The 26,573-nt window shown below is 31.6% G+C and carries 31 protein-coding genes; 22 read left to right on the forward strand and 9 right to left on the reverse strand.

What is annotated here, in order from left to right:
• Positions 1–460 precede the first annotated feature (460 nt).
• From GBO31_RS10640 to GBO31_RS10655, 4 genes are all read left to right on the forward strand, one after another.
• A complete protein-coding gene (locus GBO31_RS10640; protein WP_219008324.1) occupies positions 461–880 on the forward strand; it encodes a hypothetical protein in 420 nt (139 codons plus the stop codon).
• A 182-nt stretch (positions 881–1,062) separates the two neighbouring features.
• Positions 1,063–2,037, forward strand: a complete 975-nt coding sequence (locus GBO31_RS10645; protein WP_219008325.1) for an AraC family transcriptional regulator — start codon at positions 1,063–1,065, stop codon at positions 2,035–2,037.
• A 95-nt stretch (positions 2,038–2,132) separates the two neighbouring features.
• Positions 2,133–2,921 carry a cupin domain-containing protein gene (locus GBO31_RS10650; RefSeq protein ID WP_219008326.1) on the forward strand — a complete coding sequence of 263 codons (789 nt, stop codon included), beginning with the start codon at positions 2,133–2,135 and terminating at the stop codon, positions 2,919–2,921.
• Positions 2,922–3,060: 139 nt separating this feature from the next.
• Positions 3,061–3,825 carry a YARHG domain-containing protein gene (locus GBO31_RS10655; protein WP_219008327.1) on the forward strand — a complete coding sequence of 255 codons (765 nt, stop codon included), beginning with the start codon at positions 3,061–3,063 and terminating at the stop codon, positions 3,823–3,825.
• A 90-nt stretch (positions 3,826–3,915) separates the two neighbouring features.
• On the opposite strand, the gene GBO31_RS10660 is transcribed toward GBO31_RS10655, so the two are convergent.
• Positions 3,916–4,719, reverse strand: coding sequence for a lysophospholipid acyltransferase family protein (locus GBO31_RS10660; RefSeq protein WP_219008328.1), 804 nt, complete (start codon positions 4,717–4,719; stop codon positions 3,916–3,918).
• Positions 4,720–4,887: 168 nt separating this feature from the next.
• Positions 4,888–5,487: an NUDIX hydrolase gene (locus GBO31_RS10665; protein ID WP_343211306.1), complete on the reverse strand. Its 600-nt coding sequence runs from the start codon at positions 5,485–5,487 to the stop codon at positions 4,888–4,890.
• 38 nt (positions 5,488–5,525) lie between these two features.
• On the opposite strand from GBO31_RS10665, the gene GBO31_RS10670 reads away from it, so the two are divergent.
• A complete protein-coding gene (locus GBO31_RS10670; RefSeq protein WP_219008330.1) occupies positions 5,526–6,284 on the forward strand; it encodes a peptidylprolyl isomerase in 759 nt (252 codons plus the stop codon).
• Between the two features lie 92 nt (positions 6,285–6,376).
• Here GBO31_RS10670 and GBO31_RS10675 read toward each other — a convergent pair whose 3' ends face one another.
• Both GBO31_RS10675 and GBO31_RS10680 read right to left on the reverse strand, forming a co-directional pair.
• Complete coding sequence (locus GBO31_RS10675) at positions 6,377–6,538, reverse strand: hypothetical protein (protein WP_219008331.1); 162 nt, start codon at positions 6,536–6,538, stop codon at positions 6,377–6,379.
• 96 nt (positions 6,539–6,634) lie between these two features.
• On the reverse strand, positions 6,635–7,348 hold the full coding sequence (locus GBO31_RS10680; protein WP_219008332.1) for an RDD family protein: 714 nt from the start codon (positions 7,346–7,348) through the stop codon (positions 6,635–6,637).
• 36 nt (positions 7,349–7,384) lie between these two features.
• On the opposite strand from GBO31_RS10680, the gene GBO31_RS10685 reads away from it, so the two are divergent.
• From GBO31_RS10685 to GBO31_RS10715, 7 genes are all read left to right on the forward strand, one after another.
• The gene (locus tag GBO31_RS10685) at positions 7,385–8,356 is read left to right on the forward strand and encodes a stage II sporulation protein M (RefSeq protein WP_219008333.1); all 972 of its coding nucleotides are present in this window, start codon (positions 7,385–7,387) and stop codon (positions 8,354–8,356) included.
• Positions 8,346–9,233, forward strand: coding sequence for a hypothetical protein (locus tag GBO31_RS10690; protein ID WP_219008334.1), 888 nt, complete (start codon positions 8,346–8,348; stop codon positions 9,231–9,233). The genes GBO31_RS10685 and GBO31_RS10690 overlap by 11 nt, the downstream gene beginning before the upstream one ends.
• A 1-nt stretch (position 9,234) precedes the next feature.
• Positions 9,235–9,987, forward strand: coding sequence for a DUF4129 domain-containing protein (locus GBO31_RS10695; protein WP_219008335.1), 753 nt, complete (start codon positions 9,235–9,237; stop codon positions 9,985–9,987).
• Between the two features lies 1 nt (position 9,988).
• Positions 9,989–11,203 (forward strand): DUF4350 domain-containing protein, encoded by a 1,215-nt coding sequence (locus GBO31_RS10700; RefSeq protein WP_219008336.1) that lies wholly within the window; start codon positions 9,989–9,991, stop codon positions 11,201–11,203.
• A 47-nt stretch (positions 11,204–11,250) separates the two neighbouring features.
• On the forward strand, positions 11,251–12,342 hold the full coding sequence (locus tag GBO31_RS10705; protein ID WP_219008337.1) for an AAA family ATPase: 1,092 nt from the start codon (positions 11,251–11,253) through the stop codon (positions 12,340–12,342).
• Between the two features lie 5 nt (positions 12,343–12,347).
• Entirely contained in the window at positions 12,348–13,679 is a 1,332-nt protein-coding gene (locus GBO31_RS10710) for a DUF58 domain-containing protein (RefSeq protein ID WP_219008352.1), read from the forward strand.
• Positions 13,680–13,879: 200 nt separating this feature from the next.
• Complete coding sequence (locus tag GBO31_RS10715; RefSeq protein WP_219008338.1) at positions 13,880–14,299, forward strand: DUF2141 domain-containing protein; 420 nt, start codon at positions 13,880–13,882, stop codon at positions 14,297–14,299.
• Positions 14,300–14,383: 84 nt separating this feature from the next.
• On the opposite strand, the gene GBO31_RS10720 is transcribed toward GBO31_RS10715, so the two are convergent.
• A complete protein-coding gene (locus tag GBO31_RS10720) occupies positions 14,384–14,689 on the reverse strand; it encodes a hypothetical protein (RefSeq protein WP_219008339.1) in 306 nt (101 codons plus the stop codon).
• 165 nt (positions 14,690–14,854) lie between these two features.
• Here GBO31_RS10720 and GBO31_RS10725 point away from each other — a divergent pair, with 165 nt between their 5' ends.
• On the forward strand, positions 14,855–15,805 hold the full coding sequence (locus GBO31_RS10725; RefSeq protein ID WP_219008340.1) for a LysR family transcriptional regulator: 951 nt from the start codon (positions 14,855–14,857) through the stop codon (positions 15,803–15,805).
• Between the two features lie 16 nt (positions 15,806–15,821).
• On the opposite strand, the gene GBO31_RS27005 is transcribed toward GBO31_RS10725, so the two are convergent.
• From GBO31_RS27005 to GBO31_RS10735, 3 genes are all read right to left on the reverse strand, one after another.
• Positions 15,822–16,019 (reverse strand): hypothetical protein, encoded by a 198-nt coding sequence (locus GBO31_RS27005; RefSeq protein ID WP_246615842.1) that lies wholly within the window; start codon positions 16,017–16,019, stop codon positions 15,822–15,824.
• A 131-nt stretch (positions 16,020–16,150) separates the two neighbouring features.
• The gene (locus tag GBO31_RS10730; protein ID WP_219008341.1) at positions 16,151–16,951 is read right to left on the reverse strand and encodes a TIGR00266 family protein; all 801 of its coding nucleotides are present in this window, start codon (positions 16,949–16,951) and stop codon (positions 16,151–16,153) included.
• A gap of 121 nt (positions 16,952–17,072) precedes the next feature.
• Complete coding sequence (locus GBO31_RS10735) at positions 17,073–17,528, reverse strand: DUF4442 domain-containing protein (protein ID WP_219008342.1); 456 nt, start codon at positions 17,526–17,528, stop codon at positions 17,073–17,075.
• Positions 17,529–17,682: 154 nt separating this feature from the next.
• On the opposite strand from GBO31_RS10735, the gene GBO31_RS10740 reads away from it, so the two are divergent.
• The 7 genes from GBO31_RS10740 (at position 17,683) to GBO31_RS10770 (ending at position 23,717) form a co-directional block, all read left to right on the forward strand.
• Complete coding sequence (locus tag GBO31_RS10740; protein ID WP_219008343.1) at positions 17,683–18,135, forward strand: DUF4870 domain-containing protein; 453 nt, start codon at positions 17,683–17,685, stop codon at positions 18,133–18,135.
• A gap of 6 nt (positions 18,136–18,141) precedes the next feature.
• A complete protein-coding gene (locus tag GBO31_RS10745) occupies positions 18,142–18,675 on the forward strand; it encodes a hypothetical protein (RefSeq protein ID WP_219008344.1) in 534 nt (177 codons plus the stop codon).
• A 58-nt stretch (positions 18,676–18,733) separates the two neighbouring features.
• Positions 18,734–19,075: a PadR family transcriptional regulator gene (locus GBO31_RS10750; protein ID WP_027392197.1), complete on the forward strand. Its 342-nt coding sequence runs from the start codon at positions 18,734–18,736 to the stop codon at positions 19,073–19,075.
• A complete protein-coding gene (locus tag GBO31_RS10755) occupies positions 19,072–20,832 on the forward strand; it encodes a PspC domain-containing protein (protein WP_219008345.1) in 1,761 nt (586 codons plus the stop codon). The genes GBO31_RS10750 and GBO31_RS10755 overlap by 4 nt, the downstream gene beginning before the upstream one ends.
• Before the next feature lie 50 nt (positions 20,833–20,882).
• A complete protein-coding gene (locus GBO31_RS10760) occupies positions 20,883–21,602 on the forward strand; it encodes a head GIN domain-containing protein (protein WP_219008346.1) in 720 nt (239 codons plus the stop codon).
• 180 nt (positions 21,603–21,782) lie between these two features.
• The gene (locus GBO31_RS10765) at positions 21,783–22,568 is read left to right on the forward strand and encodes a DUF4440 domain-containing protein (RefSeq protein ID WP_219008347.1); all 786 of its coding nucleotides are present in this window, start codon (positions 21,783–21,785) and stop codon (positions 22,566–22,568) included.
• 288 nt (positions 22,569–22,856) lie between these two features.
• Positions 22,857–23,717 (forward strand): GIN domain-containing protein, encoded by an 861-nt coding sequence (locus GBO31_RS10770; RefSeq protein WP_219008348.1) that lies wholly within the window; start codon positions 22,857–22,859, stop codon positions 23,715–23,717.
• A gap of 58 nt (positions 23,718–23,775) precedes the next feature.
• Here the strand turns inward: GBO31_RS10770 and trxB are convergent, their stop codons facing one another.
• Positions 23,776–24,744 (reverse strand): thioredoxin-disulfide reductase, encoded by a 969-nt coding sequence (gene trxB, locus GBO31_RS10775; RefSeq protein WP_219008349.1) that lies wholly within the window; start codon positions 24,742–24,744, stop codon positions 23,776–23,778.
• Positions 24,745–25,027: 283 nt separating this feature from the next.
• On the opposite strand from trxB, the gene GBO31_RS10780 reads away from it, so the two are divergent.
• A complete protein-coding gene (locus GBO31_RS10780; RefSeq protein ID WP_219008350.1) occupies positions 25,028–25,648 on the forward strand; it encodes a trimeric intracellular cation channel family protein in 621 nt (206 codons plus the stop codon).
• A gap of 218 nt (positions 25,649–25,866) precedes the next feature.
• Positions 25,867–26,573, forward strand: a 707-nt coding sequence (gene fabV, locus GBO31_RS10785) for an enoyl-ACP reductase FabV (RefSeq protein WP_343211307.1), incomplete at its 3' end; no start/stop codon positions are given.

Genomic DNA, 26,573 nt, shown 5'->3' on the forward strand with positions numbered 1-26,573 from the left:
GTTGAATAACATCCATACAAATAGTAAAACATGTATTCATTTTTTATCTACTGTCTATTCGGCCGAATATGATGTAATTATCAAGAAAGGAAGTACGTTAATCTTAAAAATTCTTGACTATAATTTGGTACGCTTTGATTTCTGCTTACTTACAGCCCTAACAGATGATTGTCGTCCTTCTTCAAAAAACACAAAAGCACTCAAAAACAAATCAAAATACTTATAATCAAACAGTTAAACCTTACTCAACATGATTTCAACCCTAAAGCAAACTTTACAGACTTTATAAGAACATTAACAGTTTATCTAGAAAGCTTTAACAAACTGGTTTTCAGAGAAATGTTAGCCAGCTAACATAAATGATATAGGATCTGGTTACCTTTAACATCCAAAATTATTACCAACCCGAACTTCTACGCAACCATTTTTAGCTTTTTACATCTAATTAAAAAACAACAAAATGAGCAAACCTTTTAAATTAATCCCAATAGTATTATCCTTGCTATTGACAAGTGTTTATATCTCCTGTGATGAAGATGATGATTGTGATGAGACGATTTGTACCTTAGAATTTAGAACATTTTCTGTTTTGATAACCGATGAAAATCAAAACCCAATAGTACTTGACGCTTTTGAAGTAATTAATTCGGATAATGGTCAAAATATAACTGTTTCATTAACTCCAACCGAACTTGAAAATGCCGTACAACAAGGTCGATATCCACTAGTAGATGATAACTCATTCGGTACAAATGAAGAAGTGGAACTCCGATTTAGTGGTTTTATGAATGGTCAAGAAGTTATTAGCAGTATGTATACCGTAAGTACCGATTGTTGCCATATAAGTGTAGTTTCTGGAGATTTGGAACTCATAATTTAGAAAATAAAATAAGCATCATATTTTAAATAGCATCAGCACTTATCATTTAAGTTTAGATGCTATTTTAGTATTATAGTTTTTTTGAACGCATCATTTTGAAAAATATAATTCCCTATTTTTATTCGAAGTTAATTACTTAAATAAACTTCTTGTATTCATATAATGATAGACCTATTTTGAAGATGCAAAATGAAATTTTATTCTTCTTTAGTGCTTTAGGGATTTTTAATACGTTATGTATATCTATATATCTGTTCTTGAGATATAAAACATTTAAGCCTTATCTATTTCTAGCAATATTTCTATTATTCGTAACTGCTAGAGTTGGAATTTCTTGTTTTTATTTTTTTCAAGGTAAGATCGCGCCAATACTTATTCAAATTGGTTTGTTGTCCAACTTACTTATGGGTGTAAGTTTATATATTTTTATTAGCAGTAAGCATATAAAACCTAAAGATTTTATCCATTTCTTTTCGGTTGTAACTATACTTGTCATCTTTAGTATAGCGATCCCGTTCTCCTCTTTTTTTCTCTTATGGGATCATACGATACGCTACATCATTCATGGAATATTAACTATATATATTATTGCATCATGGCTCCAATTGTATAAAAAACATAGAGCAAAACAAAAGATCTATAACAAACTGATAATTTTAACAGCGTTCACCTTATTGTGTCTATCCTTTTCTATTTCATTATTCACTAGCTATATCATTGGACCGATAGGTGCTACTATCATTATTTATCTAACAATTTTAGTTTTTTTTGCAAATAATAGGAGAAGCAGTAAATATCGAAATAGGAAAATCGAAGATAAAACTGCTGAGAAACTAATTCTTGAAATCAAACAATGTGTTGTCGATCGTCAATTGTATAAAAAACAAAACTTAAAGGTAAAAGAGTTAGCAGATGAATTAGAAATTCAACCACATATGCTTTCTCAAATTCTAAATGATAATCTTCAACTAAGTTTTACTTCTTTTATCAATCAACTTAGGGTAAGAGAAGCTAAAAAAATGCTTGCTTCAGAAACAAGACTAACTATTGAAGCTATTGGTCAAGAAGCTGGATTTGGCTCCAAAACAACATTTTTTAAGGTTTTTAGAGCTGAAGTAGGAATGACTCCCAAAGAATTTATCAAAAATAACTCCTGATTTAGAAAACGGTACTTTTCTTTTCTTCAAAGTAAACCTCTGTATACTATAAAGTTTCATATTCGTATACACAATTCTTAAACTTTATAAATACAATGGACAAAAGAACATTTACTATACTATTGTTGGGCTTCTTATCAACAATAGCAACAGGACAAGACAAGGTTAAAAATCCTATTCTTTTGGATAAATCAGTTTTATCAGGAGTTGGTCTAGAAAAAATAGATTTAAAGGATGAACCAGAAAAAGATTTTTATCAAAAACGTTTATATCGTGGCAATGACATCAGTATTTATGTAGTTTCAACGGAAACTTGGAATAATAAATTCGAAAACTTTTGGTTTGACGAATTCATATATATGTATCATGGAGAAGCTATTATCAAACCTCAACATGGAAAAGCCCAATTATTTCACTCTAATGATTACTTTTTTGCTCCAAAAGGGTATACAGGTGAATGGGAAATAAAAGCTGGCAAAAACCTTCATTATGAACTATCAGTAATCACCACCAAAAGAGCTGATTCAACAATTATTTCGGAAAATCTTGAACACGAATTATTTGATAAACCTGTCTTGTCTGGTGCACATATTGAATTAGATAAGAATCGTAAGTTTACTCAAACCTTACGAAAAGGTGTAGAATTAACAATTAGCTTAAAAGCGGAAGAGCCTTCTCAATCAAAAATAAAAGATGCAAAAGAAATGTTGATCCAATTGTTATCGGGTATGGTCACCATAAAGACATCAGACAATACCGAAACAACTTTTTATAGTGGTGACTTCTTTGTAATTCCTGAAAAGATGATTGGAACTTGGAAATCTCAAGGACATGGATTAATAAAATATCTAACAATCGAAAAAACAAGCAGTATAACTAATTAATAAATATTCTATAGGTTTCATGGTTATTTGACTATCTAAACATGAGTAATTATCTTTTCGGGAGATTTTAGGTATTTCATAGAAAAATTGAATGTAATATCATATTTTGCTCTTACCAACGTTAAGCAATCATTACACCATGAGAAAACCTCTTCTTTATATCGTTATAATGCTCCTATCCTGTTGTACACAACAGGAAAATAAAACTGCTAGTTCAACTCAGTCTTTAGGAAATATTAGCGAATCTCTTATAACGGTAGAACAACTACAAGGAAAAACAGCTATCGAATTAAGGCTTTTACGAAATGAAATATTTGCAAGAAAAGGATATGTATTCAAAGATGAGATCCTCAATGATTATTTTTTAAAGAAAGAATGGTATCAACCTAACGTACAAGCAGAGGTTGTACTTTCGGATATTGAAAAACAAAATATTGAACTCATTAAAAAAGTAGAAACACAACGCAAAGTTATTGCAGATCACGCAACTGATGAACCCGCTGATTGTTTTAAAAAAGTAGTCAAAAAAATACAACTAGAATTTAAACGTAGTTCTCTTGATTTTATGGGTAGATATAAAGTGTTTTCAAAAGAACTAAGAGACTTTACAAAAAATATTGACATCCATAATGTGAATATAGATGAAGATGGATATGCATTTTCTAAAACCTATTATTTACATAGAAATTGGGATTTAGAACATATAAAAGAAGATGAATGTGAGGATGAAATTTTTCTTAGATATGATGAGCAAAACAAATTTGTAGTAATTCAAATAAACAATTGTTCTCTATACAAAGAAAAAGGAGAAGCTGATCAGATTTCTGAACAATCTATCATAATAGAATTTACAATAGAAAAGAATTGCTCATACAAATTCCATAAAGTAATTGTTGCAGGATAGTATTCCTAACATTATTCAATTTACTTCTAAAAACTGTAAGAATTATTGCAAATGTAAATCTGTCTACTAACTAAAATTGTTAGTTTTTTTTTAATACTCCCACTGTCTTTTTTTGTTCAATTCTTCTTCGGCTTCTAATTCTGCCTGTGGAATTACCTTAAGGAAAGATGGATGTTGTTCTATTGCAAACTCTAATTTACCAACAATATCGTCAATAGAATCATTTTCATAATCAATCTTCAATGGTTCTTTAATAACCATAGATTGTAAAATTCCTCGTTTTTTGATCCTGATACCTTTTTTGTCGAAAGATCTTCTAAATCCATCAATAACAATAGGAATTACAATAGGCTTATATTGCCTGATAATATGTGCAGTACCTTTTCTGATAGGTTTAAAGGGTTTGGTTGTTCCTTGCGGAAAAGTGATGACCCAACCATCTTCGAGTGCTCTTTTAATATTAGTAATATCGCTCATTTTTACCTGTCGATTGATCTCTTTTCCTTTCTCTCTCCAAGTTCTTTCTACCGTTATTGCTCCAGCATAAGCTAATATTCTAGCTAATAAGCCTGCATTCATGGTTTCTTTTGCAGCAACGTAATATAGATTTAATTTAGGTTTCCAAAGGTATCCTATGTTTTTTATAGAATCTGTACGACCACTTAAACTAGCATTGAAAACATGAAACATTGCCACAACATCAGCAAAGTAGGTTTGGTGATTCGATACAAAAAGAACGTTATTATCAGGAAGGTCCTTAAAAACTTCACTTCCTTCTATTTGTAATTCATTAAAACCGCGATAACGTCTGTGTGTCATCGCTCCCATAATTCTAATGAGCCAAGTTTTTAAAAATAATATATGACCAAAAGGATTTCTTTTAAATAATCCCATAAAAATATTTTATTTACTAGATATCTACTATTAATTGTCAGCATATAAACAATGACTGATTCTTAATTAGTTACATTTAAAACTAAATACAATTAATTACATAATAGATATGAATTCAGTTAAATTCTTCTAAATATTAAGAAGAAATCAGGTGCCAAATATACAAAATCAGGGTTCTAACGCAGATTTTAAGAGCATTTTAAGTTCACTTAACATCATTGCTGTTGCACCCCAAACTACGTAACCATTTAATTCAAAGGATGGTACTTCGATATTTTCAGCATAAGAAGTTGATAATTTTTTAGAAATCACATAGTGATCATCTAATAATTGTGATAAGGATACTTCGATTACTTTGTCGACTTCTTCTTCCTGAGGCACAAAACTGGGTAATTCTGAAGTATATCCTAAAAAAGGATGTACCCAAAAATTAGAAGGTGGAATATAAACTTTAGTTAATGACTTAAGTACTTCAACACTATCCGTAGTTACTCCGATTTCTTCCCAAGTTTCTCGTAATGCCGCATCTTTATAACTGTGATCAGAAGTTTCTACTTTTCCTCCTGGCAATGCTACTTGTCCAGAATGTACTCCTTCATAAGTGGGTCTTAGTATCAAAGCCAGATACGTTTGATGTTCTTTAGGATAAAAAAGCATTAGAACAGCTGCATTCCTGGGGTTTCGTTCTTCTATTTTAATTTTATATAACTCTTGTTTCCTAACTTCGGGAGCCATTATAAAGTGAGAAGATTCTCCAGGTACTGACATTTTCTGTATTTTTGGAATCAAACTTTTAAACGTTTCGAATGTCATTTACCAGAATAATTTTAGTAGGTAGTTGTATTATTTTTTCAATTTTCTGTAGTTGTGAAGATACACATTCTAAAAAAACTAAAGAGCATATTGTCAAAAATGAAAAAAACGTTTCAACTAAAGAAACAAATCAACAAAAAAGCGGTCTAACATCAGAAACTAAAGAAAATATTAAGAATTCAAAAGTTTTAGCTGAAGAACCTTTTAAACTTACCAATGAGAATATGAATGATTTCTTATTGGATTATGGAAAAAAGAATCCAGAAACTTTAGTTCGAATTAAAACAAAATTTGGAAATATTGACATTCAACTTTATAAAGAGTCTCCTATCCATCGTGCTAACTTTATTTATTTAGTAAAACAGAAATATTTCGACGAGACCTTTTTTTATCGTGTTGCTAAAGGTTTTGTAATCCAAGGAGGAAATAGCGATCGAAAACAAATGGCGCAAAAACGCCATGATATTGGTGATTATACATTGCCTCAAGAGCCAATAAAGGGATTAACCCATAATCGAGGATCTGTGGCTCTTTCAAAACAATGGGTGGATAATCCATCAAATCGCTCTACACCATACGAATTCTTCATTGTAATTGCTAAACAAGGAGCACATCATCTAAATGGAGAGCATACCATATTTGGCAAAGTTGTGAAAGGAATGAAGGTTGCTGATAAAATCTCCAATGTTCCTGTTGATGGAAGTGAATGGCCCAAAGAAAATATATTCATTAAAGCAGAAGTGATTCGATAATATCTTGAAAACGTTAATTAGGTTTATTTATCTTAAATGATCCGCAAAAAGCGGATCATGTTAAGAAATTCTTGTGTCAATAAGATTTACTATTAACAAGGATCTGCAATAGTTTCACATTGACAAGTATTATTTGTCCCTACATACCATTTTACACGCTCCTTGTATTCTCCCATGGGATGTGCTAATCCCCCTTTTAATCTTGAAATAGTTTCTTTGTGTAACTGTAAATGTTTAAAATTCTTAGTTTTCATTTTATAAAATTTTAATGATTTATAGTACTATATCAATAACTATAAAAAATTGTTACCTAAAAATGAAAACAAAAAATATTTGAATACTCTATATACTTACTTCTGTGTATAATAATTATAGTCTTCCAATACTTTAGATACAAATTGAAAAGGTTTTTCTTGTGGTGTAACTTGCATAATACCACTTACTTTATTCGAAAGTTTAAGGATAACATTGTGATTCCCATTTCTTTTAGCATCCTGATAAATTCCTTTTATTTTTCGAATTTCTTCATCACTAAAAACAGTCACTTGCGGATACACTGGTATGTAATCCTCTGGAATGTCTACCAAAATTGTCTGATGAAATCGTACTTTTTGTTTTTCACTAATCACAGTTGTACCGGCAGCCATATCGCCTAGTCGTTGTCCAGTACCTTTAAATAATATTGCAACTACTGCTATTCCCCCAGATGCTAAGGTAATATCTATTAATCGTAGTAACCATCGAATTAAATATCCAGAAAAAGCAGGTCTGGATCCATCCAAGCGCACCACTTTGATTTTCATGGCAGCTTTCCCTGGAGTCTTACCATCCCAAAAAGTTTCCCATATCAAAAAATAAAGAAACGGAGGAAGGCTTACTACCAGCCAAAATGCCCACTCTTCTGCAACCTCTAGATCCAATGCTCCTACAACCATTATTACAACAATAAAATAAGCTATGATGATTAGTAAATCAATCAAATACGCTAAGATACGTTCCCCTATTCCCGCAGCATTTTGCTGAATACTCACATTTTGAGCAGTTTCTATTTGAAAATTATCCATTAATTATGTTTCTTTGAAGCTCCTAATTTTTGATCCATGCGTGAGGCGGCTTTTGTGAAGCAAAATAAAGATAAATGGTTAAAATTTGAAAGTGTTCTGCTTAATAATGCACAAATTACTCCAGATGAACTTTCTAGTCTATATATTGAGATTACAGATCATCTAAGTTACGCGAGAACTTTTTACCCTAATAGCCAGACATTTAACTACCTAAATGGGTTAGCTTCAAATGCGCATCAGAAAATTTACAAGACCAAAAAAGAGAAAAAAAATCGATTTTATTCTTTTTGGGTGAAAGAATTTCCTCTAGAATTTTATAAGTATCAAAAACAATTATTAATCACTTTTTTAATTTCTGTTCTATTTACAGCAATTGGAGCATACTCCTCTGCTACCGATGGAGCTTTTGTAAGATCAATTCTTGGAGATGGATATGTAAACATGACATTAGAAAATATTGAAAATGGTGATCCAATGGCAGTTTATAAAAAAATGGAAGAAACCGATATGTTTCTAGGAATAACCATAAATAATATTAGAGTAGCTCTAAACTGTTTCATATTAGGTATTATGCTTGGAATTGGCACTATTTATATGCTAATGCAAAACTTTATTATGCTAGGATCTTTTCAATATTTCTTTTATGAAAAAGGGTTGCTATGGGAAAGTGCTCGTACCATATGGATTCATGGAACTATTGAAATCTCTGTTATTATTATTGCTGGGTGTGCTGGTTTGGTGGTAGGTAACTCCATTTTATTTCCAAAAACATATACCAGACTCACTTCCTTTGTAAGAGGTGTAAAAGCAGGTTTAAAAATAGTAATCAGTACCATTCCATTTTTTATTATAGCTGGTTTTCTTGAAGGTTTCGTAACCAGACATACTGAAATGCCAGATTGGTTAGCTATTTTAGTTATTACAGCCTCTTTAGGTTTGATCATTTTTTATTACGTAATCTACCCAAGACAATTATACACAAAATCAATTTCTACAGATGAACAATAATTACATTCAATTTAAAAAGAAAAGAGAATTAGGAGATATCCTATCGGATGTATTCGTTTTTTTAAGAACAAACTTTAAACCTCTGTTTTCTGTATTATTCAAAACAACTGGAATTGTTTTAGTAATTCTTTTATTATCCATTGCTTTTTATACACATGCTACTTCCAACTTTATGGATCCGTTTGCACTTAGTGGTGGTTCTGGTAATATAGCAATGTTTAATTCTGGAATATTCTTAATTTCCGCATTTGCCATGATTATCAGTATACTGATCTTTTATGGATTGGTTTTTGGAACGGTTTTACATTATATCAAAGCGTATACGGATAATGAAGGAATCGTTTTGGAACAAACGGTGATTACTGGTGTGAAAAAAGATTTAGGAAGTATCATTGGTCTTTCGATCCTATCCTCAATTATGTTAACGATTGGTTTCATTCTTTGTATTATACCAGGAATATACCTTTATGTACCGCTAAGTCTTATCTTTCCAATTTTAGTATTCCGTAAGGCTTCAGTTTTTGATTCTATTGGCGAAAGTTTTGAATTGGTAAAAAATGAGTGGTGGATTACGTTTGCAACACTTCTCGTAATTGGGATATTATCGTATATAATTAGTATTGTTTTTTCTGTTCCTGCAATCATGTATACCTTTTTCAAAACGTTTACTGCTGCTTCAGAAGGAACATTTGCAGATCCATCTTCTATGATTGATTGGGTATTTATAGTATTAAATACTTTAGCTTCTGTTCTTCAATATATCATCATCTATCTATTTACAGCAATTTCAAGTGCTTTCATTTATTTTAACTTAAACGAAAGAAAACATCATACAGGAACATTCGAGGAAATTGATTCTTTAGGTAAAACTGAATAATTTGAAAAAACTACTTTACTTTCTTTTACTATTCATATCTATATCTGTTTCTGCTTGGACTCAAGATAGTATTGATACTGCTCAAAATGAAGAAATTATTTATGATCTAGATAGTAGTAAAGAAATTAAGGAGTTTAATAGAGATGAAATTGAAAAGTTAAAGGAGGAAGATGATTTTGATTATACAGAATATGAAGAACCTGATAATATTTGGACACAATTCAAAAGATGGGTTGGGCAATTATGGAGTCGATTTCTGAAATGGATTTTTGGTGCGGGAGAAATAACAGGCTTCTGGGCAGTACTATTAAAATTGCTTCCTTATATTATTATCATCGGAGTACTATTTTTACTAGGATGGTTATTTATGAAAGTAAATCCCCGAGATATGCTTTTTGAAAAGCAAGAACCTCCTCAAATCATACTTTCTGAAGATGAAGATATTATTCAAAATCAAAACATTCAGGATCTAATTGAACAAGCATTAAAGGAACATAATTATAGATTAGCAATTCGATACTATTATCTATCAGTTTTAAAAAAGTTATCAGATACAGAATTGATTGCATGGGAATCTCAAAAGACCAATACCGATTATTTGAAAGAGTTGCAGGATACTTCTTTGAAGCAAAAGTTTCAAAATATTACCCGATTATACGATTTTATTTGGTATGGAAGTTTTGAAATAGATCAAACATCATTTAGACAAGCTGAACAAAAATTCAAATCAATCACTAATAGCATAAACGTATAATTTGTTAACCAAAAAATCTAAAATATTAATAATAGTACTTGTAGCTATAATCGGGCTACTAACCTTTCTGGAAGCTACAGAACCAGAACCTATTAATTGGTTTCCAAGTTATGCTAAAACCGATAAAATTCCTTTAGGAACCTTTGTCTCTTATAATATTCTTAAAGAAACATTTACCGAGAAAAAATTAAGAGATGTAAACCAACCTCCCTATGAATTTCTATTGGATAATGATACGATCTCAGGAACGTATTTCTTTGTAAATGGATCTATTGGTTTTGATGATAGTGAATTAGAACGAATCCTAAGTTGGGTAGAAAAAGGAAATACCTTATTTGTATCTTCTAAAACGATTAGTGCAAACCTTTTGGATACCTTATCCATAGAAACGGATAATTTAATCTCACTAGATGATATTTCTACACAACCAATGGTAGAATTGGTAAATAAAAATCTAAAAGTTGAAGAACCTTATCATTACGATCGAGATACATACAATCCTTATTTTAGTGAAATAGACACTCTAAACGCAACAGTGTTAGGAGTTACTCAGCTCTATAATGATACACTCAAAATAAAGAAACCAAAACTAAATTATATCAAACAATCTTTTGGTGATGGTGAAATACTACTCCATGCTTTCCCTGAAGCATTTGGAAACTATTTTATGTTAACGGATGCTAATTATATTTATACTCAGAATCTACTGTCTTACATAGATCCAACCAAAAGAATTTTGTGGGATAATCATTATAAATCTGGTAAAACATTCATTACTTCTCCTCTATATTTTCTGTTACAAAACAGATATTTAAAATGGGCGTATTACTCTTTGATTATAGGAGTTTTGCTTTTTGTCATTTTTGAAGGAAAAAGAAAACAACGAAGTATTCCTATTATTGAACCACTTAAGAATCAAACTTTAGCTTTTACCAGAACTATAAGTGCGATGTATTTTGAAAAAGAGAAACATAAAGAAATTGTAGAGAAACAAAATCTTCTTTTTCTAGATTATGTACATCATCATCTAAGAATACCTACAAATACCCTAGACGAAAAAACATTGTTAGATATTTCTGCGCGAAGCAATAACGATATAGAAGATACGAAAGCATTATTTAAATATTTTGAAGAACTTAGTCGAAAAAGAATCGTAACTAAAGAAGAAGTAGTACGATTATATAATATGATTAGTGAATTCAAAAATAAATCATAACAGAAACGATAGAATACTCTTATTATAAAGAGCCAAAATAACATCATATGGAAAACGAAGAGTTACAAAATGACGGTTTAGAAAACACATCTCCTGAGAATCAGGATAACAATACTGCTGAAACTAATGCTGAAGCATCTGTATCTCATACAGAAACAACTTCTGAAAAGATTAGTTTTGAAAATCGCATTGATCTTAGTGAGCTTCAGGAAGCTGTAGAGAAGCTAAAATCAGAGCTTGCCAAGGTAATTGTTGGACAACAGGATTTTATAGAACTTTTGATAGTTTCTCTATTATCAAATGGACATGTATTAATAGAAGGAGTTCCAGGAATTGCCAAAACGGTTACTGCAAAACTTTTTGCTAAAACATTAGAAACTGGGTTTAATCGTATTCAGTTCACACCTGATTTAATGCCTAGTGATGTATTAGGAACATCTGTCCTTAATATGAAAACTAGTGATTTCGAGTTTAAAAAAGGTCCGATTTTTTCAAATATGGTATTGATTGATGAGATCAATCGTGCTCCTGCAAAAACACAAGCGGCGCTGTTTGAAGTAATGGAGGAAAGACAGGTTACCATCGATGGAATCCGATATGCAATGGAACCACCTTTTATGGTATTAGCAACGCAAAACCCTATTGAGCAAGAAGGTACATATGCATTACCAGAAGCCCAGTTGGACCGTTTTTTGTTTAAAATTAAAGTAGACTATCCTTCTCTGGAAGATGAAATAAATATTCTAAAAACCCATCACGAACGAAAAGCTACTAAGCCTTTAGAGTTAGTAAATGCTGTAATGACTCCAGAAAAATTATTGGAGTATAAGAAGAAAACTCAAGAAGTAATTATAGAAGAAAAAATCATTGGGTATATCGCAGAAATTGTTACCAAAACAAGAACGCATCCACATCTGTATCTTGGCGGATCCCCAAGAGCTTCGATTGCAGTAATGAATGCTTCCAAAGCCTTTGCCGCTATTAACGGTCGTGATTTTGTTACTCCAGAAGATATCAAAAAAGCATTATATCCCGTATTGAGACATCGAATCATCTTATCTCCAGAACGTGAAATGGAAGGAATGACTACAGAAGATGTCATAGAAATGATCATTCAATCTGTAGAAATACCTCGTTAATCGTGATTAAATTCTATAAATCTCTATACATAAGCTCACTCGTATTTTATGTACTCGCCATTATATCAGTACTATTTTTATTGTCGTATTGGTTTACAGTGCTATATCCGATAGCCTGGCTTTCCTTATGGGGATTGATTATTACATTTTTATTTGACATCGTCATTCTTTTTAACTCTAAGAATGGTATAGAAGCGAACAGATTACTCCCAGAAAAGTTTTCCAATAGTGATTTTAATGKTATCCCAATTAGAATTAAAAATAATTATCCTTTTACAACGTATACTGAAATTATCGATGAGATTCCGGTACAATTTCAGAAACGTGATTTCCTAAAAACAGGTACAATTCCACCAAAATCTACTTTTGATTTTGAATATTCATTACGCCCTGTAAAACGTGGAGAATATGTTTTTGGTTATTTGTATATCTATACGATGACAAAAATTAATTTGGTAAAAAGAAGGTATAGCTTTGATAAATCTGCTATGGTAAAGGTATATCCATCCTTTATCCAAATGAAGAAATATGATTTTCTCGCTATTGATAATAAATTGACGCAATTCGGACTAAAAAAAATAAGACGAATTGGTCATACTATGGAATTTGAGCAGATCAAAGAATATGTAGTCGGTGATGATGTAAGAACCATTAATTGGAAGGCTACTGCCAAACATGGAAGCCTCATGATCAATCAATTTCAGGATGAAAAATCACAACCGATTTACTCTATAATTGATGAGAGTCGTGTTATGAAAATGCCATTTAAAGAACTAAGCCTATTGGATTATGCCGTAAATAGCACCTTAGCTTTTTCTAATATAGCACTTAAAAAGAATGACAAAGTTGGTATGCTTACATTTTCAAGTACCGTTAGCAATTTCTTACCAGCAAGCAGAAAGAAGACCTATATAAATAACGTTTCTGAAACATTATATAATATAAAAACACAATTTCTAGATTCTGATTTTGGGTTGTTATATGCTCATGTAAAAAGACAGATTAACCATAGAAGTCTGCTTCTGTTTTATACAAATTTTGAACATATTTCTTCGTTAAAAAGACAACTGCCCTATTTACAAGCATTAGCAAAAAAACATCTTTTGGTAGTCATTTTCTTTGAAAACACCGAATTACATGAGTTAATTGATCAAAAAGCAGAAGATCTACAGGGTATTTATGATCAAACTATTGCTCAGCAATTTGCATATGATAAAAAAATAATGGTAAAAGAATTGCAAAGACATGGTATTCAAACTGTTTTAACATCTCCAGAAGATCTTACAGTAAATACTATTAATAAATATCTTGAGATCAAAGCAAGAGGCTTATTATAGTAGTAGTTCCAAAGTTTTAATTTACTTTTTCATTATTTATAAGTGAGTTTAATACCTAACTTATTCCATTACTATAATCCTAAAATACATTTCATCAGTAAAATTCTACAGTTGAGTTAGATACTTTATAATGAGTACCATGATTTTTAGACTTTTGAATCATCAAAACAGAATAATAAAAATCAAAAAACTAAACTCTTATGAAAACTCTTGTATTATTTTTAACAATGACAGCCATCAACTTTGTAACTAATGCTCAAGATACTGAAGGAATCAATATTACTGTAACCGTACCGAATGTATCCAGTTCTGACGGAGCTGTATTATTCGGATTATATGACGAAGCAACTTTTATGAAAGCCGCACCAATTCAATCTACTAAAAGTGAAATCAAAGATGGTATAGCTACAATTACTTTTACCAATATCATTCCAGGTGAATACGGAATCACTTGTGTTCACGATGCTAACGGTAATGAAAGAATGGATTTTGAAGAAAACGGAATGCCAAAGGAAAGTTACGGAGTATCTAATAACAATATGAGTTTTGGTCCTCCAATGTGGATCGATGCAAAATTTGAAGTTGGAAACGAAGATTTAGAACTAGAAATCAGATTCTAAATAATACTATACATAAATATTCATCAATCAAAAAAGGGTTCTGTTATATAAAAACAACAGAACCCTTCGGCTATATATGGTTTTCTAACCAGCATCTTCACAATTCAATTCACTAGCATCTTGCAATGCTTCCTCTAAATCTGCATCTTCAATTAAAGGACATTGATCCAATTCATTCAAATACGCTATCGAAGCCGCTTTAAAAGCTTCGCAATTTTCAACAGACGGATCATTATTATATCTCTCTAAGGCTCTACTATAATCTTCTACAGCAGATAAAGGCACACATCCTCCTGTAAGCTCCTCTATAACATCTTCTTCGGAACAAGAAGTAAAAAAAGTGAATAAACTTAGTCCTAATAGTAATGTAATTTTCGTAATTGATTTCATTATTTATATTTTTTATTTGTAATGTTTTTTCAATGTTTAGTGTTTCTTAAAAAAAAGAGGTAAACATTTTGCGTGAAAAAATTCAATAGAAAAAACAAATTTTTAGCATATCCTTAATAAATTTTATCGATAGCTTTTCTATTTTTGTCAACCTAAATTAACACCATGACCATTACACAACTACGATATGTATTAGCTGTTGCTGAGCATCAGAACTTTACGAAAGCAGCTGAAAAAACTTTTGTAACGCAGCCAACTCTGAGCATGCAAATCCAGAAGCTAGAAGAAGAATTAGCAATTTTAATCTTTGATCGAACTAAAAAACCTATCGAACTAACCGAAGTAGGAAAAAAACTAGTACAACAAGCTAGAAATATCGTTAATGAAAGTGAACGGATTCAGGATATAGTAGATCAACAAAAAGGATATATAGGAGGAGAATTTAAATTAGGTGTGATTCCAACAGTGATGCCAACATTACTGCCAATGTTTCTACATAACTTTATTAAAAAATATCCAAAAGTAAAATTAAAAATAGAAGAACTTACTACAGAAGCTATTATAGAACGATTACATGATGGACACTTAGATGCGGCAATCGCTGCAACTCCTTTACAGAATGAAAACATAAAAGAACGTGTATTATATTATGAACCTTTTGTAGGTTATATTCCAACTAGTCATAGACTAAATCAAAAGAAAAAAATAGATGTCTCAGATTTGGATATTGATGATATGTTATTATTAGAAGATGGACATTGCTTTAGAGACGGTATTGTAAACCTTTGTAAGACTCAAAAAAGCTATGATGAAGATCATTTTCAATTAGAAAGTGGAAGTTTTGAAACACTCGTAAAACTATCTAATGAGGGTTTAGGAATGACTTTACTCCCTTATTTACATACTTTGGATATCAACGAAAAAGAAAAAGGAAATCTACATTTCTTCAATGAACCATCTCCTGCCAGAGAGGTAAGTTTGATTTATCATAGAAGTGAACTTAAGATGCAAATTATTGAGGCCTTGCATTCAACTATCGCTGGAGTCGTAAAAGGAGCTATTACATTTCAGAATGTTGAAATTATAAGCCCTATCTCAAAAATAAAAAGCGACTAAAAAGTCGCTTTTTTCTTTATGATTTTAAATAGATTAAACAAGGTTCTAACTCTGGTTTATTTACTGCTAAAGATTGAATCCAAAGTTTTAATTCTTCAATCTCGTGGGGAAGTAATCTGTTTAGTGCTTTTATTACTTCTTTTGTAAATAGATTAACATCAAAACTAACTTTTTTCAGTACAGTTTTTGTGTAATCAAACATCGCTCTCGCCATAAATTAATAAGGGATTAAGTTATTAGTTTAATACAAGTAATTGTAGGATTATACTTACATTTTTAAAGTTGTTAAGTCTAATATAGTCAAATTAAACTAAAAAACCGCCTTTTAACCCTTATTTAACTTTATTAAAAACTATTATCACCATCCAACAAATCGCCTAAACCTCCTAAAATACTGCCTTCTCCTCTACTTTTACCAACTGCTCTTGGTGCTACTGCTAATACTCTATTTGCTAATCTACTAAATGGTAATGATTGGATATATACTACTCCTGGTCCAGTTAGATTGGCAAAAAACAGTCCTTCGCCACCGAAAATGGTATTTTTAATACCTCCTACCAGTTCAATATCATAATTTACGCCTTTGGAAAAGCCTATAATACAACCCGTATCTATTTTTAACTTTTCACCTGGTTGTAACACTTTTCTTGCGGTAGTTCCTCCCGCATGAACAAAGGCCATTCCATCACCTTCTAACTTTTGCATAATGAATCCTTCTCCGCCAAATAAGCCTCTTCCTAATTTTCTAGAAAATTCAATACCTACAGAAACTCCTTTTGCTGCACAAAGAAATGCATCTTTTTGGCAAACGAACTTTCCTCCATATTCTGTAAGATCAATTGGTATAATTTTTCCAGGATACGGAGATGCAAAACTAACACGCTTCTTCCCCACTACTTCATTATAAAAAGCTGTCATAAATAAGCTTTCGCCAGTAAGTAAACGCTTTCCTGCTCCAAAGATCTTTCCCATAAAACCTTGATCCTTTTGGGAGCCATCTCCAAAAATAGTTTCCATTTTTATTCCATCATCCATCATCATAAAGCTACCAGCTTCCGCTATAACTCCTTCTTGAGGATCTAATTCTATTTCCACATATTGCATCTCTTCACCATAAATGGTATAGTCAATTTCGTGTGCTGTCATGTATGTAATGTATTTTATTGATTAATGAATATCTCTATCTATCAGTTAGAGATTTATTAAAAATGTTACAACCTATCTCTAGAATCTTATTAAATTCTCTACAAATACAGAGGTTAAATAATTACGCCTTAAGCTTTATTGTCCATTCAAAATTAAAAGTCGAAACTTCTATGCCTTCTTTATTAGTTCCCACTGATTTCATCCAAATAGTTTGTCCTTCTCCTGTTTCAATCGTTTTTTGAATAGCCTCTTTAATCAGGTCTCCGTCATTACATACAAAAGTTATTCTTCCTGTAGCTTTCTTAGTAAACGTTGCATTGTTATTAGCAACTAGCATTGATATTTTCTTACCACTTTGATAAATTTGCCCAGAAACCATTGCTCCTGTACTCATTTCTGCAGCCATACCTTGAACTGCCCAAAACATAGAATTAAATGGGTTTTGATTCATCCATCTATGTTTAACACTAACCGTGCAACTAGATTCACTAATTTTTTTCACACGTACTCCACACAGCCATGCAGAAGGTAACTTGAACATTGTGAAGGTATTAATTTTTCCTGGTGTCATCTTCATAAAATACAATTTAAGTCTTCTAAAATATTGAAAAAGAATGGACATACAAAACAAAGCTAAATCTTAAATTTATGTTAAATTATGGTACTATGTTTTGCATAATACCTTCTTTTGGATATATATTTGCATAAGAAACTATTATATACTTTTAAAAATGTCCACTAACAACCACAATAACATCGCAACTTTTATGCACCTTGGAGTATTTAGTAAATACTTCATTCCGTTTGGGAATTTTATCATTCCTATCCTTCTTTGGACCACCAATAAGGATAAATCAGATTTTATAGATGATCACGGTAAAGAAGCTATTAATTTTCAGTTAAGTGTATTATTATATACTATCATTTTAGGAATGATCTCTTTTCCATTTTTCATTTTCAACATTTTTGGAGACGCTACCTTATTTGATATTTTCAATCATAACGGTTTTGACATCAACTTTTCAACAGACGGAGGATTCAGAACTTTAATAGGTGCATCATTTGTTGGAGTAATCGCTTTGATCGGTTTCTTTTTAGAAATCATCTTTATTATTTCAGCTGCTTTAAAAGGTAATAAAGGAGAAAGATATCGATATCCATTGACCATAAGATTTATAAAGTAAATTAGAATGAATTCATCAATCAACATAAAATATATTCTAATTACAGCCGTAGCTGTGGTATCCTCCTTCTTTTTTCATGAGTTTGCTCACTTCATCACTGGGAAACTCTTAGGATATGAGATGGGAATGACTCTTAATTCTGCATTTTTGCTGGAAGGAGAATACCAATATGGTTGGCATCAACAATTGGTAAGTGCAGCTGGTCCAATATTTACGATAACACAGGCTTTTATTATTTTTTATATCATAAGGAAAACAGATAATAAGTATTGGTATCCATTTTTATTCTTTGCCTTTTATTCCAGAGTACTGGCAATGATAATTTCAATTTTTAATCCAAATGATGAAGCTAGAATTAGTGCATGGTTAGGACTCGGATATTGGATATTACCATTACTAGTTGGTTTTACATTATTTACATTATTATTAAAAACATCAAAAGAGCAGAAATACAATTTAAAATTTAACCTAATCAACTATTTTTTATCATCTGTCTTTATAGCAGGAGTTGTATTTTCAGATCAATATATACTTAAATAACCATCAATCATTAATCAATCAAAAAATGAACAGTTTAACTTTTTAAAAAATCAGTTTTATGAAGATCGAAAACACAAAAGCGCAAATGCGTAAAGGTGTTCTGGAATATTGCATACTTTCAATTCTTAAGGACGATGATGCTTATGTAGCAGAGATTTTAGAGACACTTAAAGATGCGAAGATGCTCGTTGTAGAAGGCACAATATACCCTTTATTAACTAGGTTAAAAAACGCCGGATTACTCAGCTATCGATGGGAAGAGTCTACATCAGGACCACCACGTAAATATTACGGACTTACAGAAACAGGAAAACTATTCCTAAAAGAACTAAATACCACTTGGGACGAATTACAAAATGCGGTAACCATTGTTACTAAACAAAAAAAGAAACAGAAATGAACAAGACAGTTAATATAAATTTAGCAGGCATATTTTTTCACATAGATGAAGACGCTTACTTAAAGCTGCAGCGCTATATTCAGGCGATAAAACGTTCATTTACTGACTCTCAGGGAAGAGACGAAATTATCGCTGATATCGAAGCTCGAATAGCAGAGCTTTTCAGTGAAAAAATCAAAGACGAAAGACAAGTAATAGGAATCAAAGAAGTCGATGAAATAATCGAAGTAATGGGACAACCTGAAGATTATAGATTAGACGAAGAAATCTTTGAAGACGAACCTAAAACATCTTACCAAAGACCTACAAGATCTAAACAATTATTCAGAGATACTTCTAACTCCTATGTTGGTGGTGTAAGTTCTGGATTAAGCCATTACCTTGGAATAGATTCTATATGGTTACGAATCGCATGGATTCTTTTTACCATATTCTCTAGTGGTGCTTTCATTCTTATCTATATAGCATTTTGGATTTTCGTTCCAGAAGCAAAAAGCACAGCTGATTATCTGGCAATGAAAGGAGAAGCTGTCAATATTAGTAACATTGAAAAAAAAATTAAAGAAGGATTTAATGATGTTGCGGATAAAGTAAAGGATGTAGATTATCAAAAATACAGTGATAAAGTAAAAAGTGGTTCTACCAGTTTCTTTGAAGCACTTGGAGATGTATTACTCGTAGTATTAAAAGTATTTGTGAAATTTATCGGAGTAATTCTTATTCTAGTTGCAGGTGTCACATTGATCAGTTTATTTATCAGCTTATTTGCGGTAGGTACTTTTGGATTTATTGAAACTCCATTTACTGAATATATTGACGTAGTGAATCGTCCTAACGTACCTTTATGGTTAGTATCAATGTTAACATTGTTTGCGGTAGGTATCCCATTTTTCTTCCTATTTATTCTAGGTTTAAAAATTGTAATAAACAATCTAAAATCTATAGGAACTCCAGCAAAATTAGCATTACTAGCTGTATGGATATTATCAGTAATTGGCTTGACAATAGTAGGTATCCGTCAGGTTACTCAGGAAGCATATGATGCCGAAGTTATTGAAGATTCAAGAAACCTGTATTTACAACCAACGGATACATTACGTATACAAATGGTTGGAAATAATAGATATGTAAGAGGTTTATACCATAGAAATAACTTTAAAATAAAACGAGACGAAAATGACAACAAAGTAATCGTTATTCAAGACATTGAAGTATTTCTTAAGGAAAACGGCGAAGATTCGATTCCGAAGTTAGAAATTAGAAAAAATGCTGAAGGAAGTAGCTATGACAACGCAAAAGAAAGAGCAGCTGCTTTAAAATACAATTATGACATAAAAGGAAATACTCTATTATTAGATGGATATGCAATTACCGATTACACTCACAAATACAACGATCAGGAAATCGAAATCATAATTTCTATACCTGAAGGCATGACTGTAATTGCAGATGAAAACACTTCTGGATTTAATAATTCTTGGAAATACAATGATTATTTGACCATCGATGGTAAAGAAGAAAAATATTTAAAATTAATCGATGGGAAACTTACCTGTGAGGATTGTCCAAAAGATGAATGGCAATATAATGAGTGGAAAGATGATGAAGATGAAACAGATGGTGTAAAAATCAATATCAACTCTGAAGACGAGAATGCTAATCTTAAAATTGACAAAGATGGCGTTCAAATCAAAAGTGAAGAAGTAGATATTAAAATCGACGAAAATGGTGTAAAAATAAAAACCGATAAACAATAAATAATATCAATCAAAAAACGAACAGTTTAATAAATTAATCAATCTTAATTATGACTACAATAGCTAAAATCATTGTTACTTTATTTGTAACTGCCTTATGTTGTTCTTGCAACATTGCCTTTGATGGAATTAGAGGCGAAGGAGAAGTAATTAGAAAAGAAAAGACCATTAACGAAAACTTTGACACTATAAAATCAAGTCGGGGTTTAGACGTAGTTTTAACGAATAAAAAAGACAGAAAAGTAATCATTGAAGCAAATGAAAACCTTCATCAGCACATTGAAGTATATGTAGAAGGCGAAACACTTTATATTACTTCAGATAAGAATATATATCAGGCTGATGAGAAAACTGTATATGTATCTTACAATAAATTAGGTAAAATCTCTGCGACTAGTGGTTCTCGTGTGACTTCACAAGGAACTGTTGTTCAAAAGGATTTAGCTATTAGTGGAACAAGCGGTGCAAACATCGAGCTAAAAGTAAAAGCAGAAACACTTACTACATCTGTAACTAGTGGCGCTATAATGGATCTTTCAGGAAAAGTAAATAATCATAAAGCAAGTGCAACAAGCGGTGCTAATATTAGAGCAAATGATTTATTAAGCCTTGTATCCAATGCAAAAGCGACAAGTGGCGCTATGATTAAAATCCACGCCAAAGATGAATTTACCGGAAAAGCAACAAGCGGCGCTGATGTAGTATATTATGGTAATCCAGAAAAGGTTTCTGAAAACGATAATTCTGGAGGCAACGTAAGAAGAAATTAAACTWTAATCCCTAACCAATAAATACAAACTAACCAACCACCAACCACACCAACCACACCAACCAAAAAAAGAACCACCAGGAAAGCACCCACTGTTGACAGACAAGTTATTTAGATATTAATGCTTTTCAGGTGGTTTTCTTTTGCCCATTTCAAAATACAATCAATCAAAAAACAAAAAATGAAATCAAGATTCAACCACATAATCCTATTGTTCTGTATACTATTTTATGGGAACAATCATCTAAAAGCTCAAGATTCTAAATCATCTGATGAAATTACCAATACAATACTAAAGTTAGATGCTGAATTCTGGCAATCCTATAATACGTGTAATATCGAAAAGTTTAGAACTTTTTTTATAGAAGATTTTGAATTCTACCATGATAAAGGTGGATTAACAAAAGGGCTCCAAAAAATGATGTCTTCTGTAAAAAATGGATTATGTAATCCCGAAGGTCCTCGAGTTCGAAGAGCAGTAGTAGAAGGAAGTGTAGCAGTATATCCACTTAACAACTATGGAGCTATTATTAGTGGTGAACATCTATTCTATGTTTCTGAAAATGGGAAAGAAGAAAGGCTAGCAGAGATTGCAAAATTCACACATGTATGGCAATATAAAGACAATACATGGGCAATGACCAGAGCACTAAGTTATGATCATCAACCGGCTCCTCAAAATACTGATAAGAAAGAAGTCTCAGTATCTGATAAAATATTAGATCAATACATAGGTACTTACAAGGCTCCACAAACTGGTACAGTTGTTATCACCAAAAAAAACAAGGTATTAGAGATTAAAGCTGGTAAAATGCAATCTATCGTATATCCACAAACTGAATCATTATTTTTCCATAAACAAAGTCCTCTTACGTTTGAATTTGTAAAAGACGAAAATAAGATAGTATCAAAAATGGTAGTCCGCGAAAATGGTAAAGTAGTAGAAGAAGCCAGTAAGGTAAAGTAATAATTAAAAGGAACTCCACTTTACTTAACCAAACTTGCCAATGGCAAGAAAATAGCCTCCCTTGGGAGGCTATTTTTATTATTAAAATTAGACAACCAACATTCAGGTACACTTCACAGATAAAAATCACCTATAATCCCAAAGAGGTTATTTTTTTGGTATACCTTTTGGATAATGTTCTATTGTAAAATTATCTTTATATCTCAAATACTACTTGTATTGATAATTTTCGCAAAAAATTATACTTAAATGAAAAAAATAAAGTTTAAAAATAAAAACTTTCACACTATGAGAACTTGGGTGCTTTTTGTATTATTTATATTTAGTTTAGGGAGTTTACAAGCTCAGAAAGAAAAAATAAAAGGAAATAAAATTGTTGTAACAGAGCAAAAGTTTGTAGATGCTTACCACACCATACAACTTTATGACAATTTTGAAGTCTCAATTCAAGAAGATAGTGATAATCTAATAAGTATTGAAGCAGACAGTAACTTACAGGAAATAATTAATATAAGCGTAAATGATAGTATCCTTACCATTAAATCAGATAAGAGAATAAAACGATCAAAAGCACTTCATATTAAAATAGGATATGCTCAAGAGTTAAAGAAAATAATATCATATAATAAAGTACAGCTCAAATCTACTTCTCTAATTAACGCTCCTGAAATAAGAATTGAAAGCAATGATGATACTGAGGTATTTCTAAGTATTGAAGCTGACAAAGCAACTAGTATTTCCAATGGTGATTCGAATGTTGAATTACATATAAATGCAAATGATGCTTTTTACCAAATCAATGATGACGCTGAACTTAAAGGCATCGTGGATGCGGATAGTTTAAAAGTTGATTTATATCAAAAAGGATATGCCAAATTAGAAGGAAAAACGAAATCAATGCTACTAAGAGCTGATGGAAATACCGATTTCTACGGTGAAAAATTAACTTCAGAAAAAACATCTGTTATCGCAGAAGGTTCTAGCGATTGTTACATAGTTACCAATCAAGAAATCACTATTGAAGCCAAAGACGAGACAGAGATTTATCTTTTAGGAGAACCCAAAATCAATATGACGCAATTTGCTAATGAAGCTATCATTTATAAGAAAAATATTGATTATAGCCCCAGTTTGCTAAAATTAAAGTAAAAAAAGAGCCTGCTAATTCTTAAACTAGCAGGCTCTCTTTTTTAACTATAAATATGTTCTAAGCAGATACTTCTTGATTAGTTTCTACTGTTGCAAGATATCTTTCTGCATCCAAAGCTGCCATACAACCAGTTCCTGCTGCTGTAACAGCTTGTCTGTACTCTTTGTCTTGCACGTCTCCAGAGGCAAATACACCTGGAATATTTGTTTTTGTAGATTTACCTTCAGTAATAATATATCCGGTATCATCCATATCAATCTGACCTTTGAAAATATCCGTATTTGGTTTATGCCCAATAGCTATAAACAGACCAGTAATTGAAATTTCAGATTTATCACCAGTTTGATTATTTACCATTCGTAAACCTTCTACTACTTGATCTCCTAACACCTCATCAACTTCAGTATTATAAAGCACTTTCAAATTAGGTGTAGCATTCACTCTATGCTGCATTGCTTTTGAAGCTCTCATATAATCCTTACGTACAAGCATTGTTACACTAGAACAAATATTTGCTAAATACGTAGCTTCTTCAGCAGCCGTATCTCCTGCTCCAACGATCGCGACATCCTGTCCTTTATAAAAGAATCCATCACAAACCGCACAAGCAGATACTCCTCCACCTCTTAATTTTTGTTCACTTGGTAAACCTAAATATTTAGCAGTAGCCCCAGTAGAAATAATTACCGCTTCTGCTTCAATTTCTTTGGTATTATCCACCGTCACTTTATGGATTCCTCCTACTTCTTTACTAAATTCAACAGCTGTAACCATTCCTATTCGAACTTCTGTTCCAAAACGTTCTGCTTGCTGCTGTAATTGAACCATCATAGTTGGTCCATCAATTCCTTCTGGATATCCAGGGAAGTTATCAACTTCAGTAGTAGTAGTTAACTGACCACCTGGTTCCATACCTGTATACATAATAGGTTTAAGATCCGCTCTAGCTGCATATATAGCTGCAGTATAACCTGCAGGTCCTGAACCTATAATAAGGCATTTTATTCTTTCTATAGTGTCTGACATAATCTTCTCTTTTATTACTGATGTAAAAGTAGCAATTTGAAGATAAACCTTACATTAAAGTTATTAAGAATTGTTATTGACTTATAGACATCTTAAATATATGTTGGACAATACATCTTCTGGATTACTTAAGAAACTTGTTAATAAAAGTTCATAAAAGACACCACTTAAAAAATAGTAACAAGGATTCTCCTGATATATTTCTTCAGTAAAACGCGAAATATGAATCTAAAAAGTAATAATTCAAAGTAGATAACCTACATTTATTCAAAAATTAAGAAGAATGACAATTTTCGAAATTTTAGATATCTTAGGCACTATCGCATTTGCCATTTCGGGAGCTTTGAGCGCGATGAACCGGAAACTTGATCTTTTCGGAATATTCATTATCGCTTTTGTAACTTCTATTGGTGGAGGAACCCTTAGAGATATATTAATTGGCGCAACACCAGTTTCGTGGATGCAAAATACATTAAACTTATATTTGATAGGTGGGGTTACTATTTTAGCAATTATCTTTAGAAATAAACTAGACTACCTTAAGAGATCTCTTTTCTTGTTTGACACTATAGGTTTAGGAATTTTCACCATCATTGGTGTTGAAAAAGGAATTCAGACCAATCTCGCCCCAATAGTATCTGTCGCTTTAGGAGCTATGACAGGGTGTTTTGGAGGTGTAATCAGAGATATATTATGTAATGAAATTCCTGTAATTTTCAGAAAAGAAATATATGCAACCGCTTCTATTGCTGGAGGTATTTGTTTTATGATTTTATATAAACTAAACACTCCAATTACTATCATTTATATTAGTACTACTATGCTCATTATTGTTATACGACTAATCGTAGTAAGATACCAAGTATCATTACCTTTATTTACAGTAAAAGCTAAAGACAGTTAAAACTACTTCTAATAATAATTCTTTACCTAGAACCAGATATTTTACCTTTTTATTAGAAGCTCTTTTATTTCAACTAAAAACAATATTCTTCTTAGAAAACTACTATAGATTTCATGAATAAATTTATCTTATTTTAAAAAAATACGAATATCCTCTTATTTCTTTGGAAATCGGTTCTTTTTCGCCTAAGTTCGTACCTTCGGAAAAGAAATTGCACAATGATCATAGAACCTAGAACTCGCGGATTTATCTGTCTTACGGCTCATCCAAAAGGATGTGAGAAAAATGTCCAAAATCAAATAGACTACATCAAATCAAAAGATCCAATAAAAGGCCCTAAAAATGTTTTAGTTATCGGTGCTTCTACGGGGTTCGGTTTAGCTTCTAGAATTACTAGTGCTTTTGGTTCTAACGCTGCAACGATTGGAGTATTTTTAGAAAAAGCTCCAAAAGCTAATAGACCAGCTTCTCCCGGATGGTATAATAGTGCTGCTTTTGAAAATCAAGCTCATCAGGCAGGTTTATATGCGAAAAGCATTAATGGAGATGCCTTTTCTGATGAAATTAAACAACAAACAATAGCGCTTATCAAAAAGGATCTTGGACAAATTGATCTCGTTATTTATAGCTTAGCTTCTCCTGTACGATTACATCCTAAAACAGGTGTAAAACACAAATCTGTTTTAAAACCTATTGGAACTACATATACTAACAAAACTGTAGATTTTCATACAGGTGACATCTCACAAATATCGATAGATCCTGCTACTGAAGATGATATAGAAAATACAATTGCGGTAATGGGTGGTGAAGATTGGCATTTTTGGATAGATGCTTTGCAAAAAGAAAATCTTCTCGCACCAAATGCACAAACTGTCGCATATTCTTACATCGGTCCTAAACTTACAGAACCCGTATATAGAAA

It is taken from the genome of Aquimarina litoralis, assembly GCF_019295435.1.
GTDB lineage: Bacteria > Bacteroidota > Bacteroidia > Flavobacteriales > Flavobacteriaceae > Aquimarina > Aquimarina litoralis_A.

What these genes read in the sequence shown, in the direction of transcription:
- GBO31_RS10640 (WP_219008324.1), top strand. Translation starts at nt 461, where the DNA reads ATGAGCAAACCTTTTAAATTAATCCCAATAGTATTATCCTTGCTATTG.
- GBO31_RS10645 (WP_219008325.1), top strand. Translation starts at nt 1,063, where the DNA reads ATGCAAAATGAAATTTTATTCTTCTTTAGTGCTTTAGGGATTTTTAAT.
- GBO31_RS10650 (WP_219008326.1), top strand. Translation starts at nt 2,133, where the DNA reads ATGGACAAAAGAACATTTACTATACTATTGTTGGGCTTCTTATCAACA.
- GBO31_RS10655 (WP_219008327.1), top strand. Translation starts at nt 3,061, where the DNA reads ATGAGAAAACCTCTTCTTTATATCGTTATAATGCTCCTATCCTGTTGT.
- GBO31_RS10660 (WP_219008328.1), bottom strand. Translation starts at nt 4,719, where the DNA reads ATGGGATTATTTAAAAGAAATCCTTTTGGTCATATATTATTTTTAAAA.
- GBO31_RS10665 (WP_343211306.1), bottom strand. Translation starts at nt 5,487, where the DNA reads ATGTCAGTACCTGGAGAATCTTCTCACTTTATAATGGCTCCCGAAGTT.
- GBO31_RS10670 (WP_219008330.1), top strand. Translation starts at nt 5,526, where the DNA reads ATGTCATTTACCAGAATAATTTTAGTAGGTAGTTGTATTATTTTTTCA.
- GBO31_RS10675 (WP_219008331.1), bottom strand. Translation starts at nt 6,538, where the DNA reads ATGAAAACTAAGAATTTTAAACATTTACAGTTACACAAAGAAACTATT.
- GBO31_RS10680 (WP_219008332.1), bottom strand. Translation starts at nt 7,348, where the DNA reads ATGGATAATTTTCAAATAGAAACTGCTCAAAATGTGAGTATTCAGCAA.
- GBO31_RS10685 (WP_219008333.1), top strand. Translation starts at nt 7,385, where the DNA reads ATGCGTGAGGCGGCTTTTGTGAAGCAAAATAAAGATAAATGGTTAAAA.
- GBO31_RS10690 (WP_219008334.1), top strand. Translation starts at nt 8,346, where the DNA reads ATGAACAATAATTACATTCAATTTAAAAAGAAAAGAGAATTAGGAGAT.
- GBO31_RS10705 (WP_219008337.1), top strand. Translation starts at nt 11,251, where the DNA reads ATGGAAAACGAAGAGTTACAAAATGACGGTTTAGAAAACACATCTCCT.
- GBO31_RS10715 (WP_219008338.1), top strand. Translation starts at nt 13,880, where the DNA reads ATGAAAACTCTTGTATTATTTTTAACAATGACAGCCATCAACTTTGTA.
- GBO31_RS10720 (WP_219008339.1), bottom strand. Translation starts at nt 14,689, where the DNA reads ATGAAATCAATTACGAAAATTACATTACTATTAGGACTAAGTTTATTC.
- GBO31_RS10725 (WP_219008340.1), top strand. Translation starts at nt 14,855, where the DNA reads ATGACCATTACACAACTACGATATGTATTAGCTGTTGCTGAGCATCAG.
- GBO31_RS27005 (WP_246615842.1), bottom strand. Translation starts at nt 16,019, where the DNA reads ATGGCGAGAGCGATGTTTGATTACACAAAAACTGTACTGAAAAAAGTT.
- GBO31_RS10730 (WP_219008341.1), bottom strand. Translation starts at nt 16,951, where the DNA reads ATGACAGCACACGAAATTGACTATACCATTTATGGTGAAGAGATGCAA.
- GBO31_RS10735 (WP_219008342.1), bottom strand. Translation starts at nt 17,528, where the DNA reads ATGAAGATGACACCAGGAAAAATTAATACCTTCACAATGTTCAAGTTA.
- GBO31_RS10740 (WP_219008343.1), top strand. Translation starts at nt 17,683, where the DNA reads ATGTCCACTAACAACCACAATAACATCGCAACTTTTATGCACCTTGGA.
- GBO31_RS10745 (WP_219008344.1), top strand. Translation starts at nt 18,142, where the DNA reads ATGAATTCATCAATCAACATAAAATATATTCTAATTACAGCCGTAGCT.
- GBO31_RS10750 (WP_027392197.1), top strand. Translation starts at nt 18,734, where the DNA reads ATGAAGATCGAAAACACAAAAGCGCAAATGCGTAAAGGTGTTCTGGAA.
- GBO31_RS10755 (WP_219008345.1), top strand. Translation starts at nt 19,072, where the DNA reads ATGAACAAGACAGTTAATATAAATTTAGCAGGCATATTTTTTCACATA.
- GBO31_RS10760 (WP_219008346.1), top strand. Translation starts at nt 20,883, where the DNA reads ATGACTACAATAGCTAAAATCATTGTTACTTTATTTGTAACTGCCTTA.
- GBO31_RS10765 (WP_219008347.1), top strand. Translation starts at nt 21,783, where the DNA reads ATGAAATCAAGATTCAACCACATAATCCTATTGTTCTGTATACTATTT.
- GBO31_RS10770 (WP_219008348.1), top strand. Translation starts at nt 22,857, where the DNA reads ATGAGAACTTGGGTGCTTTTTGTATTATTTATATTTAGTTTAGGGAGT.
- trxB (WP_219008349.1), bottom strand. Translation starts at nt 24,744, where the DNA reads ATGTCAGACACTATAGAAAGAATAAAATGCCTTATTATAGGTTCAGGA.
- GBO31_RS10780 (WP_219008350.1), top strand. Translation starts at nt 25,028, where the DNA reads ATGACAATTTTCGAAATTTTAGATATCTTAGGCACTATCGCATTTGCC.